Genomic DNA, 16,544 nt, shown 5'->3' on the forward strand with positions numbered 1-16,544 from the left:
ATCGAGACACGGTGTCGGCAGCGATCACTGCCGACACAGAAAAAAGCTTACTTCTTGGGGCGAACGTACAGAACCAGGCTGTGGTCGACCAGCTCGTAGCCGCGCTCTTCCACCAGCTTGTGCTGACGCTCTTCGATGATGTCATCGTAAAACTCGATGACCTCACCCGTTTCCATACAAACAATGTGGTCGTGGTGCTCGCCCTTCGCCAGCTCGAATACCGAGTGACCGGCTTCGAAGTTGTGGCGCACCACCAGACCGGCCGCCTCAAACTGGGTCAGCACGCGGTATACCGTTGCCAGACCTACGTCTTCTCCCGAGTCCATCAGCGAGCGATAAACATCTTCCGCACTGAAATGCTGATTGTCGGCCTCGGCCTGCTCAAGCAGTTGGAGAATTTTGACCCGTGGCAAGGTGACTTTCAGACCAGCCTTGCGGAGTTCTTGGTTTTCGCTTGACATAAAGCACTGACCTTAGCGTTGTGTAGAGGATTGCGATATTATCCCCGCCTCTGCGAGCGATTGGAACCCTGACTATGTTTTTGCGTATTGCCACCGTCAGCCTGCTGTTGCTGCTTGGCGCCTGCAGCTCCCTTGAGTTTCCCGGCGTTTATCGCCTGTCCATCGACCAAGGCAATATTATCACCCAGGAGATGGTCGACCAGCTTGAAATCGGCATGAACCGCAGCCAGGTCGAATACGTGATGGGCACACCGCTGATCCGTAACACCTTCAACCCGGACCGCTGGGACTACGTCTACACCCTCAACAAAGAGGGCAAGCCCTCAGACCGCCACCAGCTCAGTGCCTTTTTTGAAGGCGACACACTGGTCAAAATTGTGACCGACGTCGCCCCCTCTGAAGAAGGTCGCGTAGGCGGCGGCGCCGACGCCCAGCCCGAGTAACACTCAGGCGTCTTTAAGCGCCTTGGCTTTTGCCGCCCGCTGCTTGCGCACTTCCTTGGGGTCAGCAATCAGCGGGCGATAAATTTCCACACGATCGCCATCCGCCAGCGCCTGTGCTTCGGGCTTGCTGACCACCTTGCCGAACACCCCCACATCGACACTGCTCAGATCGAGCTCGGGAAACTGGGCATCCAGCCCCGACTTCTCAACGGCTTCGCGCACAGTACTGCCCTGCGGCAGTTCCAGCGCCACAATGCGCTGCTTGTTGGGCAGGGCGTAGGCCACTTCTACATGAATCATGTCGTTATTTTCCATATTGCTGATTCGCACGTTTTACCAGGGCATCAACCAAATTGTTCGCCACCGAATTAAACAATTGCTTGGTCGCCGCACCGACCAGAGCACCGCTCAGCGCAAAGCGCAGGTGCAGGCTCACTTTGCAGGCCGCGTCTCCCAGCGCCAGCAACTCCCATTCACCTTTGAGTTTTTCAAAGGGGCCGTCCACCAGACTCAAGACAATGCGGCGCGGCGGCGTCAGGCTATTACGAGTAGTAAAGCTCATGCGGATGCCCGCTCTCGACAGGTCCAGCCGCGCCTCCATAGTATGGTCGTCGGCAAACAGAATCTCGGCACCGACACAGCCATCCATGTACTGGGGATAGGCTTCTACATCGTTGATCAGCGCATACACCCGCTCCGCAGAATACGGCAGCAAGGCACTTCGGCGTATGTCATTCATGGTCAGTTCCGGCTCTTGTCATTCGCTTGGCGGCACCGCTATGTCAGGCGACTGTATAGCCCCCAGCACAACAGACACAGCAATACCGGCGGCGCAATATACCGTAACATGCGCAACCAAAGCCAAAAAAAGCCCTTCTCCAGCCAGCGATCACGCACGCCGTAAACACTCAGCGGCACTCGCCAGCCGGCAAACAACACAAAACACAGCGCGCACATGGGCATCAGCACATTCGCCACGACAATATCCAGCCACTCCATCGCCGAGCGCGAGAACCAGTTCAGAGGCGACCCCGGCTGCAACGACAGCAGCGCGATCTCCGCAACCAGCAGCACCGTGCCGCCCGTCACCAAAGCGGCCAACCAACGGGGCAACGACCAGCGCTCCACCAGATACGCCACCACCGGCTCAAACAGGGCGACGACCGTGGTGATCGCCAGAATACTCATCAATATATAGAAAGCCGTACCGGCAATATCGCCAAACACCAGATTGCCAAAGCTGTACGGCAGCGAGACAAACATCAGCGCCGGCCCCTGCCCGGCCACAATATGCTGGTCGCTGACCAGCGCGATAATGATCAGCCCGCCCATCAACATCGCGGCGGTATCGATGCCCGCCAACGCCAGCAACTGGCGACTGGCCGAGCGGCCCGACGGGAAATAGGCGCCGTAGGCCATCAGCGCAACACTGCCCAGCCCCAGCGCAAAGAACGCATTCTGCGCAGCGGAAAGCACCGCCTCCCAAGAAAATTCCGTCGCCCTGAAGGTAAACAGCGCACGCTCGGCCGCCCCGAAATCGCCCAACTCATAGGCGAAGTACAGCAGGCCAGCCATGACCAACAGCAACACCGGCAGCAGAATCCGCAGCACAATCGCCATGCCGCGCTTCACGCTTACCGACGACAGCGCAATGGTCAGAACAAGAAATCCGTAGAGTGACTGCTGCTGCATTTCCGGCGAGGCCAGCAACTGCTGGAATTCGGCCGCAACCAGATCCAGACTGGCGGCCTCCATCGCCCCGGAGGACATTTTGGGGATGTACCAAAACAGCCAGCTCGATACCACACTGAGATTCGCCGCCAGCAACAAGGCCGCCACCGCCGACAGTTGCGCCACCAGCGACCAGTGGCGAGACGCACCGGAAAAGCTGGCAATCTGATCAACGGCATGAATGGGGTTTGCTCGGGCGCGCATGGCAATGCGCAACTCCGCCACCGCGACCGGCAGCATCACCAACAGCAGAAAGCCCGCATATACCAGCAGATAGACGGCACCACCCTGCGCCGCCGCCTCCTGTGGCGTCGTCCAGAAATTGCCCAAACTGACAACCAGGCCGGTTGCCGCGGCGAGAAATGTCCATCGACTGGACCAGATTCCCTGGACTTTGGTTTTTTTAAGGGCCATACACCTTCGGCGAGCATTGTCACTGCAGCGGTCTTTTTACCTGAGCAGCATAGGTTTTGCCAGCTACTGGCTCTATAATCGCCGCCATGAGTAAAAAGAAACCGAATAACAGCAGCACAATCGCCCTGAACAAAAAGGCGCGACACGACTACCACCTGACCGACAAGCTGGAGGCCGGCGTGTCGCTGCTCGGCTGGGAAGTGAAAAGCCTGCGCGAAGGCAAAGGGCAGATCACCGACACCTACGTGTTGCTGCAGAATGGCGAAGCCTTTCTGCTGGGCGCGCACATCTCGCCCCTGCTCAGCGCCTCTACCCATTTCGTGACCGACCCGACCCGCACGCGCAAACTCTTGCTTCACAGCCAGGAACTCCGCAAACTGGAGGAAGCGACCCAGCAAAAGGGCTATACCTGCGTATGCACCGCCATGTATTGGAAGAAGCATCTGGTCAAAGTCGAAATTGCCCTGGCCAAGGGCAAGAAGGACCACGACAAGCGCGAAACCGAAAAGTCCCGCGACTGGGATCGGCAAAAGCAGCGAGTGCTGCGACAACACAATAGCTGACCCGTAGCGACCGCCAATGAAAACGCTCCACTTACTCAGGCACGCCAAAGCAAGCTGGGAAAAAGACGAGCTGCGCGATGCCGACCGTCACCTGACGCGTCGCGGCAAACAGGACTGCGCAAGGGTTGCCCGCGCGCTCAGCCAGTCGGAACACCACTTCACCCGCATCTATTGCAGCAGCGCCCGCCGCTGCACGGAAACCCTGCAACGCTTCCGCGCCGAAAGCACGCTGTTTGACGGCATCGAGACCACCATCGACGACGCCCTCTATACCTTCGACCGCGACACCCTGCTGACCTGGCTCAAAGACCTGGATAATAGCTGCACCGCGCCACTGATTATCGGCCACAACCCGGCGCTGCGCGATCTGGTGAACTACCTCTACGACGGCGAAATTGAAAACTTCAGCACCACCACATTCATCACTCTCGAGATCAATGTGGAATACTGGGATCAGTTGCGCACCGACAGCGCCAAGCTCACGGAACAGATTCGTCCCAAGCAGCTTCGCTAACCCTCAGACAAGGAACGCCTCTGGCATGAGCCAAGCCGACGCCCTCAAGAATATTCGCATCGTCCACGACGTGCTGATCCTAAAAAAAAGCCACAAACTGATTCGCCGCATGCGCCGGGCACTGGCCGAGCCGGAAATCCACGGCTATCAGGTGTGGGGCTCCTCCTTCCTGATCATGGACTACCTGCTGCAACACCCGCCGCGACGCGGCAGCAAGATCACCGAGATCGGTTCCGGCTGGGGCATTCTGAGTATTTTCTGTGCGATGCAGTTTGGCGCCAAAGTCACCGCCGTCGATGCCGACGAGCACGTCTTCCCCTACCTCGACGCGCACGCACTGCTGAACGACGTGACCATCAAAACCCGGGTCGCGCGCTATGAAGAATTGGGCATCAAGGAATTGAAAGGCCAGAAGATGCTGCTCGGTGGCGATATCTGCTTCTGGCCCAAACTGGTTAACCCGCTGTACAGCGCCATCGAAGCCGCACTGGATGCCGGGGTAAAAACCATCATCATTGCCGATCCGGGCCGCTCGCCGTTTCACAAGCTCGCCCGCAAATGCCAGAAAAACTTCAATGCCGAGCTGCTGGACTGGGAAGTAAAAACGCCCAAATCCATCAGCGGCGAACTGCTGGTGATCCGCGCCTGACCACCGGCTCAGGCGCCGAACAACCCCTCAGCCCTTCTTCGACTTCTTGCCTTTTTTCAGCTTCACTCTGGGACGGTAGTCCAGCTTGGGCAGTCGCGGCAGCTTGCCTGTCGCCAAGTAGCTGTGAATCTGCAGTTGTGAACGCACCTTGGCAGAACTCTTTTTGCGGGGACGGAAATCATTGCTCTGCGACGCATCGATCATCCGCGCCTTCACATTGTCGGCCCACTGAATATCAATGATGTTCTGAATCCGCTTCTGCAGCACCGGACTGTAAACCGGACAGGTCACCTCCACCCGGAAGTCGATATTGCGCGTCATCAAATCCGCCGAGGAAATGTAGTACTTGGGCTTGCCGCGATTGCGGAAGATATACACCCGCGGGTGCTCCAGATAGCCGTCGACAATACTGATCGCCTCAATATTCTCGCTCACGCCCGGCACACCCGGCAGCAGCGAGCACATGCCGCGCACAATCAAACGCACCGGCACCCCCGCCTGACTGGCCTCGTACAGCTTATCGACCAGTTCGCGGTCCACCAGATTGTTACACTTCAGCGTAATGCCGCACTCCTTGCCCGCCCGCGCCGCATCGATTTCGCCCTGCACATTATCCAGCACGCGCTCGCGGCTGTTCAGCGGCGACACCGCCAGATGCTTAAACTCATGGCGCTTGTAGGTATAGGCGATAAAGTCGAACACCTTGGCCACCTCATCACCAATGGCCTGATCGTAGGTCAGCAGACTGAAGTCGGTGTACACCTCCGCCGTCTTCTCGTTGAAGTTACCCGTGCCCACGTGGGTGTAGTATTTCTGAAGATTGCCTTCCTGGCGGCTGATCGAAATCAGCTTGCTGTGCACCTTCAAACCCGGCACGCCCAAGATCACGTTCACGCCGCCATCGGTCAGACGCTGCGACAGCGCGATGTTGGCCTCTTCATCAAAGCGTGCCTGCAACTCCACCACCACCGTCACTTCTTTGTGGTTGGCGACCGCGTTCAGCAGTGCATCGACAACATGTGAGTTCGACGCCACCCGGTACAGGCTGATGCGAATCGACTTCACCGCCGGATCAATCGCGGCAGTTTTCAGCAGGTCCGTCAGGTAATCGAAGCTGTGATAGGGATAGAACAGCAGAATATCCTGCTCGCGCATGCAGCTCAGAATATTGTCAGCGGCGTCAATTTCCGGCACCCGGATTTTCGGCAGCGCCTTCGCATCCAGATACGCCGGCCCCAGATTGGGGAAGCGCATAAAGTCTTTGGAGTTGTGGTAGCGGCCACCGGGGATCATCGAGTCGAGGCGACCCAGCCCCAACCGCTTCACCAGATACTCCATCAAATCATTCGGCATCTGCGCGTCGTACACAAAGCGCACCGGATCCCCCTTGCGACGACGCTTGAGACTCTGCGCCATCTTCTCCACAAAGGTCTGCGTCACCTCTTCGCTGAGTTCCAGCTCGGCGTCGCGGGTCAGCTTCACCGTGTAGGCCTCGGCAGAATCCAGCGGAAAAATCCCGCGAAACACCTGCGGTAGGCACACGCGAATCATGTTCTCAAGCGTAATCAGCACCTTGCCGCGCTTGCCCTTGCGACCGGGAATCCGCACAAAGCGCTCGATCCGCGTGGTCGGCACTTCCAGCAGCGCGAAGCGCACCTGCCCCTCATAGCTGAGCTTGATCGCCAGATAGATCGACGCGTCATTCAGCTCCGGCATCGGGTTGGCATCGTCCAACAGAATCGGCACCAGCTCCTGCTGGATATGACTGTGGAAATAGCCGCGCACGTACTCCGTCTGCGCCTCGTCTAGCTGGCGCTCGTTCACAATGTAGATTTTGCGACGGCGCAATTCCTTCAGGTTGGCGCTGTAGGTGGCATCAAACCGGCGCTGCAATTTCAGCACTTTCTGGTGAATTTCCTCCATCAGCGCCTTGTAGTCCTCCTGCTTGGAGGGCGTCGAAAACGCAGCCAGACGACGTACATCCGCCACCCGCACCCGGAAGAATTCATCGAGGTTGTTAGAGAAGATGCCCAGATAACGAATCCGCTGGATAATCGGCACCGACGGATCAGCCGCTTCCTGCAGCACCCGCTCGTTAAAAGAAAGCCAACTCAGCTCTTTGGCAATCCACGCCTGTTCAGCGGTCATTTCGCTCATATTTTCCTACCCTGACAACGTTTAAAGCACTTGTATGCGCGCAACAGCCTAACGGTTATGCATGTCATTTTAGTGACATATTTCAGTGGTCGCATTTGCCAGTGACAGGTCGTAAACTAACTGCTCACAAGGGACAAAATGCATGGCACAAAACAGCGACTCCTTCGCCGCGCTCGACCTCGGCTCCAACAGCTTCCACCTGCTTATCGCCAGCTTCCAGGATGACAAACTCCGCATCATCGACCGCCACAAAGACATGGTTCGACTGGCCGCCGGTCTCGACGATAACGGCGTCCTCAGCGAAGAAGCCCAGCAGCGCGCGCTGGACAGTCTGGCAAAAGTCGCCAACCGCCTGCGCGGTGTCCCGCGCTCGCAAATCCGCATTGTGGGCACCAACACCCTGCGGGCCGCCAAAAATGCCAGCGAGTTTATGACCCGGGCCGAAGCCATCCTCGGCACACCCATCAATATTATTTCAGGTACCGAAGAAGCGCGACTGGTTTACCTCGGCGTCGCCAACGATCTGGCCATTGAAGACCGCCGACGGCTGGTCATTGATATCGGTGGCGGTTCCACCGAAATGGTCGCGGGCGGCCAACAGCCCCGCCTGCTGGAAAGCCTGCCCATGGGCTGCGTCAGCCACAGCCTGCACTATTTCCCCAACGGCAACATCAACGACAAACTGTTCAAAAAGGCCGTCAATGCCGCCCGCCAGTTAATCTCGCCCTACGTGGAAGGCTTTCGCGACCAGTGGCAGGAAGTGGTCGGCTCCTCCGGCACCATTCGCGCCATCAGCAAAATCCTCAGCGAACAGGGCCTGTGCGACGCCGGACAAATCACCCTCGACGGCATGAATGCCCTCAAGGAACAACTGCTGAACGCCGAGCACACCAGCAGCCTGCAACTCAAAGGCCTGAGTGACGAGCGGCGCGATGTCTTCCCCGGCGGCTTTGCGGTGCTCTATGCGCTGTTCAAGGAAATGGGCATACAGGAACTGCATATCTCCAACTACGCCGTGCGCGAAGGCATTGTGTACGACCTCGCCGGGCGATTGCACCACAAAGACAAACGCGACGAGACCATCCGCCAGCTGATCGAGCAGTACCATATCGACCCCGCCCAGGGTGAGCGTGTGGCCGAACTCTGCCAGCGCTGGCTGCCGATGCTCGCCGACCGCATGAACAGCGACTACACCGAAGCCGAAAAACTGCTGCTCTGGGCCGCCAAACTCCACGAACTCGGCTTGGCCGTCGCCCACGGCGGCTACCACAAACACGGCGCCTACATCCTCAGCAATGCCGACCTGCCCGGCTTCTCCCGGCAGGAACAGGCGCGACTCAGCGTGCTGGTGCTCAACCACCGCCGCAAACCCAAAAGCCTGGATATCAGCACCTACGGTGTCACCCCGGACTGGATGATGGTCTGCCTGCTGCGACTGGCCTGCATCTTCTACCGCCGCCGTCAGGCCGTGCGCCTATCCGACGACATCCAGCTCAGCAGCCCCGCCCCCGAACAGATTCAGCTCCACATTCCCGGCCACTGGCTCGACGCCAACCCCCTCACCGCCGCCGACCTGGACGACGAAGCCGAGCTGCTGCGCAAATGCCTCAACATCCAGCTCGACGTTATCAGCCAACAGCCCGCCGACGCACAAACCGGCTAGTGTCGGCGCCCGGTAACTGTTAGGATTAACCGTTGCAGAATTTGGGGCCGTTTTGGATTCGACGCCGGTTACAAAACTCTGTGGTGCATGCCGTGATGACAGCCAATCACGTTAATCCAAAGCTGTACTCTATATAGTTGCCAACGACGACAACTACGCTCTAGCGGCTTAAACCCCGCTAGCAGTCCCAGCAAGGTGCCCATACCGCGCGAAGGACTGTCATATAGAATGGGATCGCAACAAGGTATGTTCTGGGCCGCGTTGTTAAACTTATACAGAACTCGCTGACTGCGTCCTGACCGTTGGGCTGCAGAAGGCTAAATCAATAAACGGAAGCTAAGCATGTAGAGCCCTGAGCGGCGGACTGGCGGACGGGGGTTCAATTCCCCCCGGCTCCACCAATATAAAAAAGGCGAACTGATTTCAGTTCGCCTTTTTTATGTCCGCTTTATGCAACAGCAGCCCCCAGGTGCCTCTCTGCATTCGCTAAAGCATCTTCAACTACCCCGCGAACCCGAACCTTTCACCTTTAAAGAGATCGACCAGCATCTTCTCAGTACTGGAAGGCCCACCCAAAAACGCAGTTAAATTTGGTTTTTGGGCAGGGCTTCGCACCTCTGAACTGCTTAGGTTAAGATAGAAAAGCAAATCCCTCGAGGGGATAATGCGACAGTTCGGAAAACCATAAATCATGGAAATTCTAGGTACGCAAGGACGTCATCTCATGGAAGAAACATCCACCGCCATTTCAAAGCTATCAACTTCTTCGTTTCTAAATGAGAGAATTTTAGCAAAGCCCTTATACACCATCCCGAATCTTAGCGGACGAGAAATCCAAAGCTATTCCCCAGAAGGCGAACTTGGATTGGGCCAAAATCGAAAAAATCACGAAGAACACTACTTTATATCCCGCAAATATTCTCCCTAATGCCACCCAGAACACGGAATTAACCGGCCGAAAATTAACAACAAAACAGCAACCCGAGAAAAGCCATGCTAAAGCAAGCGTTCGATCGAGAGCAACTTATGAAAGCTTTATCCCCAAGGGATATCTATCGATGGGACATAATCCTCGAACACGGAGACATCGAAGCTGCGATCGAAAAGACCGTCAATCATTGGAAGTCAAAAAATCTTTCTCTATCACCAATACAAAACCGGACACTATTTGGAAAGAACACATTTACGCCTGCCTCGATGGAAGATGCATTCGAAATAAAACTCCTTGATCGCTTCATTCGAAGAATTTACAAAGTCAGACAATCAGACAGGAATAGAATCGTAAAGCAACTAAAAACACTTCTAAAAGATTCTTCAGAAACCCATCTACTACGCGTTGACATAAAAAACTGCTACGAAAACATCCCGCTAGAAAAATTAATATCGAAATTCTCGGACGATTTTCTACTTACACCGGAATGCATAAATATATTAAAAAACATAAACACAGACCTAAAAAATAGACATAACTTTTCAGGCCTGCCAAGAGGGCTTTCGATAAGCCCGACGCTGGCCGAGCTATATCTAGAGAGACTAGACAGAGAAATCTCCTCACACCGAGAAGTAATATACAGCGCCAGATACGTAGACGACATAATAGTAATATTACCATCCAACAAAGATTCCGAAATAAAGAATCATATAAAAGAAACACTAGAAAAAATGGGGCTTTCAATCAATGATAGCCCAAAAAAGCAATACAACGGACCGTCAAAATCAGCAAATTTTGAATATCTTGGCTACGCATTCAAGGTCCAAGAGAGAAAAAACAAGCCAAACTTAGTAAATCTAGAAATATCAGAATCAAAAATAAACAAAATAAAGCACCGGATAATAAAGAGTCTTCTTGACCACAAAAAAAACAACAACATCACGCTATTAAAGAGAAGACTCGAGTATTTATCGATGCTAAAGACCGTAAAGAAAGGAAAGAACGGGGACTTACTAGCAGGTCTAGCACACAACTATCAGCACGTAACAGACGACTTTGAATGCTTAAAAAAAGTTGACGGATTCCTTTGCGCAAAAATACAAGAACCAAGATTCCATCTAACCACTCAGCAAAAAGGAAAGATAAATAAAATATCGATGTATGGAAATACAAAAAATAGAAAGATCGGCAACTTCAGCAACAAACAAACCATAAATATAATGCGAGCATGGAAGAATGCCTAAAATCATCAAAGTCGATACAAATGACAAGCTTAGAACCCTACTGACAGACGTACTCCCCTACGAGCTACCTCTTTGGTTTTCAAACTTCACCATGTATCAACGCTTAAAAAATAAGACACACCTCAACGCATATAAAACAATTTCAGGATTAGACTTCAACAACCCAAAAGGCGTATATATCCCCCTAGAATATACGATACAAAGGGGAGGAAACAAAACCCCGCGCACAATATCAATCATGCACCCAGCAGCACAGATGAAAGTATGTGACTTCTATCATGAATACGACAACCTGATCAAATACTACTGCACAAGATCCAAATATTCATTACGACACCCATACAGAAAAACAACAAAATTCTATGGAAAATCCTCAAATGGATCAAAAATTACTGAAGGCGTAGAGAGCCACGACGAAGAGAGAGTGGTTTCCAGCTCATATTTTAAATATAAAAAATACCCATTCCTATATAGATTTTTCGAATCCTATGAGTACCACAAACTGGAAAAGCAATTTCACAGCATGCTGCAAGTTGACATATCAAAGTGCTTCCCAAGCATCTATACACACTCCATAGGCTGGGCCACAAAAAGCAAACGCATCGCCAAGAAAAAATCAGAAGGCAGCTTCGACGGCGAATTTGACAACCTAATGCAAACGACAAACTACAGAGAAACCAACGGAATAATAATTGGCCCAGAAATAAGTCGAATTTTCGCAGAAATAATCCTACAAAAAATAGACCTCGACCTTGTATTTAAGATGAAAAACTCCGGTTACAAAATCTCGAAAGATTACGAATTCAGGCGATATGTAGATGACTATTTTATTTTTTTTAGATCAGAGGACGTAAAGTCCTACTTTATAAAATCTCTAGAGCTATGTCTTCTTGAATTCAAAATGCATCTCAACGAGGCAAAAACCACGATTTCATCTAGACCTTTTGCAACAAACATATCCCTATCGAAGTACTCAGCAAGCCAATATATCAGCAAATTTTATAGATCCCGATACAGAGATAATGAAGACTCTCCCGACCCCACAACCCAGTTAAAAAACCCGAGCGCCAAAGCCAACAAAACTATATCCGAAATAAAGATGGCAATAGCCAACCACAACATTGAATACAACTCGATATCCAACTACCTATTCAGCTCAATATCCAAAAGAGTGATTACATTCTTATCAAAGATTGAATCGATATCACCCAAGACAGAATCTCACCTAAACTGGCTGCTCGTTGACCTAGAAATTCTATTTTTCATTCACGCAATGGATATCAGAATTAGGCCGACTGATCGACTAGCGAGACTAATAAATGATTTGCTAGAAAAAATAGAAAATTGGCCTGAAACCCACAAAGAAATAATCAACAAGAAAATCTTTGACAATGTAAAACATGCCATAAAAATCTTCATCGATCACTCAAACGACATCATTGGACTAGAAACGCTAAACCTCTTAATGATATTAACAATGCTGCCTGACGACTACCGACTTTCTGAAAAAACCCTTAAGGACTACCTCTGCATCCTCGAAAAAAACTCAGAAACAAATGATTTCTACTTTCGATGGATCACCTTCATGCTTTATATTGGCGAAGACCAAAAATATAGCGAACTAAGAAATCAACTAGTGATGTCCGCCAAGGAATATTTCACCGAGAATGAAGATATGTTCATTAATGCCGAATACTTCATGTTTTATTTTGACTATATCGCATGCCCATATATAGACTTGAATTTCCGAAAAACCGTCATAGAAGAAGTTAAGACAAAGACTTTAAATAGGAAAAAACAAAATGTAGACTTCGACTCATCAAAGCACGGCGCTACCGCGCTCAAAAACGACTTTATTGTTAGTTGGCGCGACCCCGGATACTTAAAGAACAGCTTGGAAAAGAGGGAGTATATTTTTTCATATAACTAGTTTATGTCGCCCGCCTCCGTATGCTTCTGCAAACACTTTTCGGTGAATGCAAGGGCTTTGGGAAACCAAGGCCACACACACGATGGGGGGCGGGCGGCACCCTACATTTAGCGTTTGCTAAGCTAGGTTCCACCTCCCCCGCTCAGTCACACCGACTTCAACATCCCCTTCAGTTCTACCATCAACTTATGACAGCTCTCGCCCGACATATGGTAGGGGCTGAATTCCCCTGTCGGAGAGTAACGCTTGTAGCTTTCTCGTGTGGCTTTGGTCTCAGGCAGGTAGCCCATTTCCCAGGCGGAGAAGTCGCGGGCTTCGATTTCCTGATAGTCGAGGATGATGGGATCGCGGTGGCGTTTGTCGTTGAGGATGCGGTGGTAGATTTTGTTGACGTTGGAGCGGGAGCCTTCCAGGCATTGCAGGAAGTAGTGCTGATTGAAGTACATCAGACCAGTAACGGCCATCGGGCCATTATTGCGACGCGAGGCATCTAGTATGTCCTCAATGGATTCCGGTTTGAAATGTTCGGTGGGCTGGCTGGTATAGATCAGGCGGACGAGGTACATGGTGGCGTCTCCACTCGGGCAGGATAAATTGCATACGCGGCGCCCAGCCCAAGTGGATAATGCGGAATATACCTATCCTCCGCCGCGCTAGTAGGATTTGTAGGGCAGGAATTTACCCGACATCACCACGCTGACGCGATCGCCTTTGGGGTCGGCTTCCCGCTGGATATCTACCGAGAAGTCGATGGCACTCATAATGCCGTCGCCAAATTCTTCGTGGATAAGTTCTTTCATGGAGCCGCCGTATACGCTGACGATTTCGTAGAGGCGATAGAGCAGCGGATCGGTGGGAATACCCGGCGTGCCTTTGGAGGGCACAATCTTCAGCCAGGCAATGGCTTCGTCGCTGAGATCAAACAGGCTGCCGATAACAGCGGCTTGTTCTTCGTTCAGGGCCATCTGGCCGAGACAGGCGGCGGTGGTCCACTCTTTGGAGAGGCCGACTTTCTCAGCAACGTCTTTCCACTTGATCCCCTTACTGACTTTTGCGGCGAGGATCATCTGGGTGACAGTTTCACGGGATGTGATCATGGTGTGCTCCTTAGCATCAGGGTGAGTTGGGCCATTGGCTTAACAGGTAAACGACGAACGCCAGCAACAGCGCGCTGACGCCCTGCCAGAATTGCACGGGTTTGCGCTCAATGAGGGGCGGCCGGGTTTTGTTGAGAAACTGTTGATTGGGATGGCGCAGGTCGTAGAGGAATTCCGAGAGCTCCTGATAGCGTTTTGCCGGATCGGGATGCACGGCTTTTTTCAGGGTATCGTCCAGCCACGCGGGCAGCTCGCTGTCTTCATCACGCACGGAGAGGTAGCGCAGACGCCGCTGGGCATTGAGGCTTTTGGCGCGCGCTACGGTGGGGCCGTAGGGAAAGCGACCGGACAGGAGTTGGTAGGCAATCACGCCCAGCGAGTAGAGATCGGACGCCGGGCTGCCGCCTTCGCCGAGAAAGTATTCCGGCGCCGCGTAAAGGGCTGTGCCCAGCAGCTCAGGCTGATGCGGAGCCAATTGCGATTCAACAATGCCCGCCACGCGCGTCGCACCGACGTCGATAATTTTGACCGTGCCCGCAGCATCGATCATCAGATTGTCGGGCTTGAGGTCCTGATGCAGCATCTCCAGCCGATGAAAAGCACGCAGCCCCTTTGCGGCCTGTTCGATAATATCCCGCACGGTTTCGAGATCGGGCTCGGGATTGTCGCGCAGCCACTGGGTAAGCGTACGACCCTCGATGTAATCACTGAGGGTGTACAGGCAGCTTCGCGGGCGGCGGACCGGCGGCACGCTGAGCACATGGGGCGAGTGAATGCGCCGGGCAATCCACTCTTCCAGCAGAAAGCGCTCCAGATACTCGGGGTCTTCCGCCAGATCTATCGACGGCGTTTTCATCACGTATTTGTCGCCGCTATCGGTATCGACCACCAGAAAAACGTGGCTGCGACTGGTGGCGTGAATCTCCCGCTCTATGCGATAGCCATCCAGCACATCGCCTGACTCAAGCACCGGCGGCAGCGGCAGCGCCTCGGCCAGTAAATGCAGATCCCGCGCGTCGGGGTTTGGCAAGGCGTCCACGCGCAGCAACTGCACGCTGAGGTTGTCGTCGCTGCCTCGCTCAAGCGCGATAGTCGCCAAGCGGCGAGCACTGTCATTGAGGTCGTCGGCGTCACTGAGCGCCGCCCACACGGTGGCCGCATCGAGGTATTCATACACACCGTCAGTCGCCAGCAGAAAGACATCACCTGCACGCAGCGGCAGTGCCCGATAGTCGATTTCCAGCGGTTCCTCCACGCCCAGCGCGCGGCTCAGATAGCTTTCCTCGCGGGATATACGCAGGCGGTGGTCTTTGGTGAGCTGTTCCAGCTCACCCGCTTGCAGGCGATAAATGCGCGCATCGCCCACATGAAACAGGTGGGCCGTAGCCGCTTTGATCACCAGCGCACTAAAGGTGCAGACATAGCCCCGGTCGGCATCGTGGCGGTATTCGCTGCGGCGGGTTTGCGATACCAGCCAGGAATTGCTGGCGGCGATCACGCGCTCGGCCGCGGTGCGCACCGACCAGGCTTCGGAGGTACAGAAGTAGTCATCGAGAAAGCTTTGCACGGCACTCGCACTGGCGATCTGGCTGACCGGACTGGAGCTGATGCCATCGGCGATGGCAACGGCGGCGCCCTTGAGGCTGAGCTGGGGCTCGGGGGGAATCCTCGCGGCGCAGGCGTCCTGATTGTCGACCTTGCGTCCCTTATCTGAATACTGGCCGACACTCAGTTGCAGTCGCGGCGGTGTGGCTGCCACGTTTGCCCCGGCTACACTGGCCGGGGCCGTGGGACGGTTCATGCAGAGGTCGTCGCCGCTTTGGCAGCCGGTGCTGCAGCCACTTTTCGCTTGGCGCCGGTGCGCACATGCGTGGTGTAGAGAGTCAGGCCGGTGAACGCCAGACCGCCAACCAGGTTGCCCAGTGCGGTGGGGATTTCATTCCAGAAGAAGTAATCACCAATGGAGAATTCGCCGCCCATAATCATCGCGAAGGGGAACAGGAACATGTTCACCACCGAGTGCTCGAAGCCCATGAAGAAGAACAACATGATGGGCATCCACATCGCCAGCACCTTGCCACTGACGTGGGTGGAAATCATCGCGCCGACAACGCCCATCGACACCATCCAGTTACACAACATGCCGCGAATGAAAATGGTGAGCCAGCCGTCCATGCCGTAGGCCGCGTAGCCCACGGTACGCGATTCACCGATACTGGCCACTTTCTCGGCGATCGCGCCGCCATCGGTGTTGTAACCCATGGTGAAGATGTACGACATCATCACCGCCACGGTAAAGGCACCGGCAAAGTTGCCGACAAACACCAGCCCCCAGTTGCGCAAAATTTGTGAGGGGGTGACGCCGGGGCGCTTATCCAGCCAGGCCAATGGCGTGAGCATGAAGACGCCGGTCAGCAGGTCGAAGCCCATCAGGTAGAGCATGCAAAAGCCCACCGGGAAGAGAATCGCGCCGATCAGAAACACCCCGGTTTGCACCGCCACAGTTACCGCAAACACCGCCGCCAGTGCCAGAATGGCGCCCGCCATATAACCGCGAATCAGGGTATCGCGAGTGGACATGTGAACCTTGGATTCACCCGCGTCGACCATTTTGGTCACGAACTCGGAAGGAACTAAATAAGCCATAGAATTAGCCTCGCTCAGCGTTTAATGCACTACTTTCGATAAATGGTTTGAAGCCGCCCAAAGCGCATAAAAAAAGCGCCCGCACTTACCCCGCTTGCTGC

General features: G+C 53.9%; 16 protein-coding genes and 1 other RNA gene. 8 read left to right on the plus strand and 9 right to left on the minus strand.

The window, feature by feature from the left end; all coding sequences use genetic code 11:
• Positions 1 to 47: 47 nt before the first annotated feature.
• Positions 48 to 461: a ferric iron uptake transcriptional regulator gene (gene fur / locus G411_RS0107350; protein WP_022958537.1), complete on the minus strand. Its 414-nt coding sequence runs from the start codon at positions 459 to 461 to the stop codon at positions 48 to 50.
• A 74-nt stretch (positions 462 to 535) separates the two neighbouring features.
• Here fur and G411_RS19680 point away from each other — a divergent pair, with 74 nt between their 5' ends.
• On the plus strand, positions 536 to 904 hold the full coding sequence (locus tag G411_RS19680) for an outer membrane protein assembly factor BamE (RefSeq protein WP_022958538.1): 369 nt from the start codon (positions 536 to 538) through the stop codon (positions 902 to 904).
• A 3-nt stretch (positions 905 to 907) separates the two neighbouring features.
• Here G411_RS19680 and G411_RS0107360 read toward each other — a convergent pair whose 3' ends face one another.
• From G411_RS0107360 to G411_RS0107370, 3 genes are read right to left on the minus strand one after another with little or no spacing between them, the layout of a single operon-like run.
• Positions 908 to 1,219: an RnfH family protein gene (locus G411_RS0107360; RefSeq protein WP_028968238.1), complete on the minus strand. Its 312-nt coding sequence runs from the start codon at positions 1,217 to 1,219 to the stop codon at positions 908 to 910.
• Complete coding sequence (locus G411_RS0107365; RefSeq protein ID WP_022958540.1) at positions 1,209 to 1,643, minus strand: type II toxin-antitoxin system RatA family toxin; 435 nt, start codon at positions 1,641 to 1,643, stop codon at positions 1,209 to 1,211. Before G411_RS0107365 ends, G411_RS0107360 begins: the two co-directional genes overlap by 11 nt.
• Positions 1,644 to 1,681: 38 nt before the next feature.
• On the minus strand, positions 1,682 to 3,049 hold the full coding sequence (locus tag G411_RS0107370; protein ID WP_022958541.1) for an SLC5/6 family protein: 1,368 nt from the start codon (positions 3,047 to 3,049) through the stop codon (positions 1,682 to 1,684).
• An 86-nt stretch (positions 3,050 to 3,135) separates the two neighbouring features.
• On the opposite strand from G411_RS0107370, the gene smpB reads away from it, so the two are divergent.
• From smpB to G411_RS0107385, 3 genes are read left to right on the plus strand one after another with little or no spacing between them, the layout of a single operon-like run.
• Complete coding sequence (gene smpB, locus G411_RS0107375) at positions 3,136 to 3,612, plus strand: SsrA-binding protein SmpB (RefSeq protein WP_022958542.1); 477 nt, start codon at positions 3,136 to 3,138, stop codon at positions 3,610 to 3,612.
• Positions 3,613 to 3,628: 16 nt separating this feature from the next.
• Positions 3,629 to 4,126 carry a SixA phosphatase family protein gene (locus tag G411_RS19685; protein WP_022958543.1) on the plus strand — a complete coding sequence of 166 codons (498 nt, stop codon included), beginning with the start codon at positions 3,629 to 3,631 and terminating at the stop codon, positions 4,124 to 4,126.
• Between the two features lie 25 nt (positions 4,127 to 4,151).
• Positions 4,152 to 4,775, plus strand: a complete 624-nt coding sequence (locus G411_RS0107385; protein ID WP_022958544.1) for a class I SAM-dependent methyltransferase — start codon at positions 4,152 to 4,154, stop codon at positions 4,773 to 4,775.
• 27 nt (positions 4,776 to 4,802) lie between these two features.
• Here G411_RS0107385 and ppk1 read toward each other — a convergent pair whose 3' ends face one another.
• On the minus strand, positions 4,803 to 6,932 hold the full coding sequence (gene ppk1 / locus G411_RS0107390) for a polyphosphate kinase 1 (RefSeq protein ID WP_022958545.1): 2,130 nt from the start codon (positions 6,930 to 6,932) through the stop codon (positions 4,803 to 4,805).
• A gap of 142 nt (positions 6,933 to 7,074) precedes the next feature.
• Here ppk1 and ppx point away from each other — a divergent pair, with 142 nt between their 5' ends.
• The 4 genes from ppx (at position 7,075) to drt3b (ending at position 12,700) form a co-directional block, all read left to right on the plus strand.
• Positions 7,075 to 8,595 carry an exopolyphosphatase gene (gene ppx / locus G411_RS19690; protein ID WP_022958546.1) on the plus strand — a complete coding sequence of 507 codons (1,521 nt, stop codon included), beginning with the start codon at positions 7,075 to 7,077 and terminating at the stop codon, positions 8,593 to 8,595.
• A gap of 43 nt (positions 8,596 to 8,638) precedes the next feature.
• Positions 8,639 to 8,996, plus strand: a transfer-messenger RNA (tmRNA) gene (ssrA, locus tag G411_RS21830).
• Between the two features lie 592 nt (positions 8,997 to 9,588).
• The gene (gene drt3a, locus G411_RS0107400; RefSeq protein WP_022958547.1) at positions 9,589 to 10,770 is read left to right on the plus strand and encodes an antiviral reverse transcriptase Drt3a; all 1,182 of its coding nucleotides are present in this window, start codon (positions 9,589 to 9,591) and stop codon (positions 10,768 to 10,770) included.
• Positions 10,763 to 12,700 carry an antiviral reverse transcriptase Drt3b gene (gene drt3b / locus G411_RS21360; RefSeq protein ID WP_022958548.1) on the plus strand — a complete coding sequence of 646 codons (1,938 nt, stop codon included), beginning with the start codon at positions 10,763 to 10,765 and terminating at the stop codon, positions 12,698 to 12,700. The genes drt3a and drt3b overlap by 8 nt, the downstream gene beginning before the upstream one ends.
• 146 nt (positions 12,701 to 12,846) lie before the next feature.
• Here the strand turns inward: drt3b and G411_RS0107410 are convergent, their stop codons facing one another.
• The 4 genes from G411_RS0107410 to G411_RS0107425 all read right to left on the minus strand — a co-directional run bounded on the left by G411_RS0107410 (position 12,847) and on the right by G411_RS0107425 (position 16,443).
• Entirely contained in the window at positions 12,847 to 13,266 is a 420-nt protein-coding gene (locus G411_RS0107410; RefSeq protein WP_022958549.1) for a BLUF domain-containing protein, read from the minus strand.
• Between the two features lie 87 nt (positions 13,267 to 13,353).
• Positions 13,354 to 13,797 carry a cyanase gene (cynS, locus tag G411_RS0107415; protein ID WP_022958550.1) on the minus strand — a complete coding sequence of 148 codons (444 nt, stop codon included), beginning with the start codon at positions 13,795 to 13,797 and terminating at the stop codon, positions 13,354 to 13,356.
• Between the two features lie 16 nt (positions 13,798 to 13,813).
• Positions 13,814 to 15,598: a bifunctional protein-serine/threonine kinase/phosphatase gene (locus G411_RS0107420; RefSeq protein WP_022958551.1), complete on the minus strand. Its 1,785-nt coding sequence runs from the start codon at positions 15,596 to 15,598 to the stop codon at positions 13,814 to 13,816.
• Positions 15,595 to 16,443 carry a formate/nitrite transporter family protein gene (locus tag G411_RS0107425; RefSeq protein ID WP_022958552.1) on the minus strand — a complete coding sequence of 283 codons (849 nt, stop codon included), beginning with the start codon at positions 16,441 to 16,443 and terminating at the stop codon, positions 15,595 to 15,597. The genes G411_RS0107420 and G411_RS0107425 overlap by 4 nt, the downstream gene beginning before the upstream one ends.
• Positions 16,444 to 16,544: the final 101 nt, after the last annotated feature.

This window comes from Spongiibacter tropicus DSM 19543 (genome assembly GCF_000420325.1).
Lineage (GTDB): Bacteria > Pseudomonadota > Gammaproteobacteria > Pseudomonadales > Spongiibacteraceae > Spongiibacter > Spongiibacter tropicus.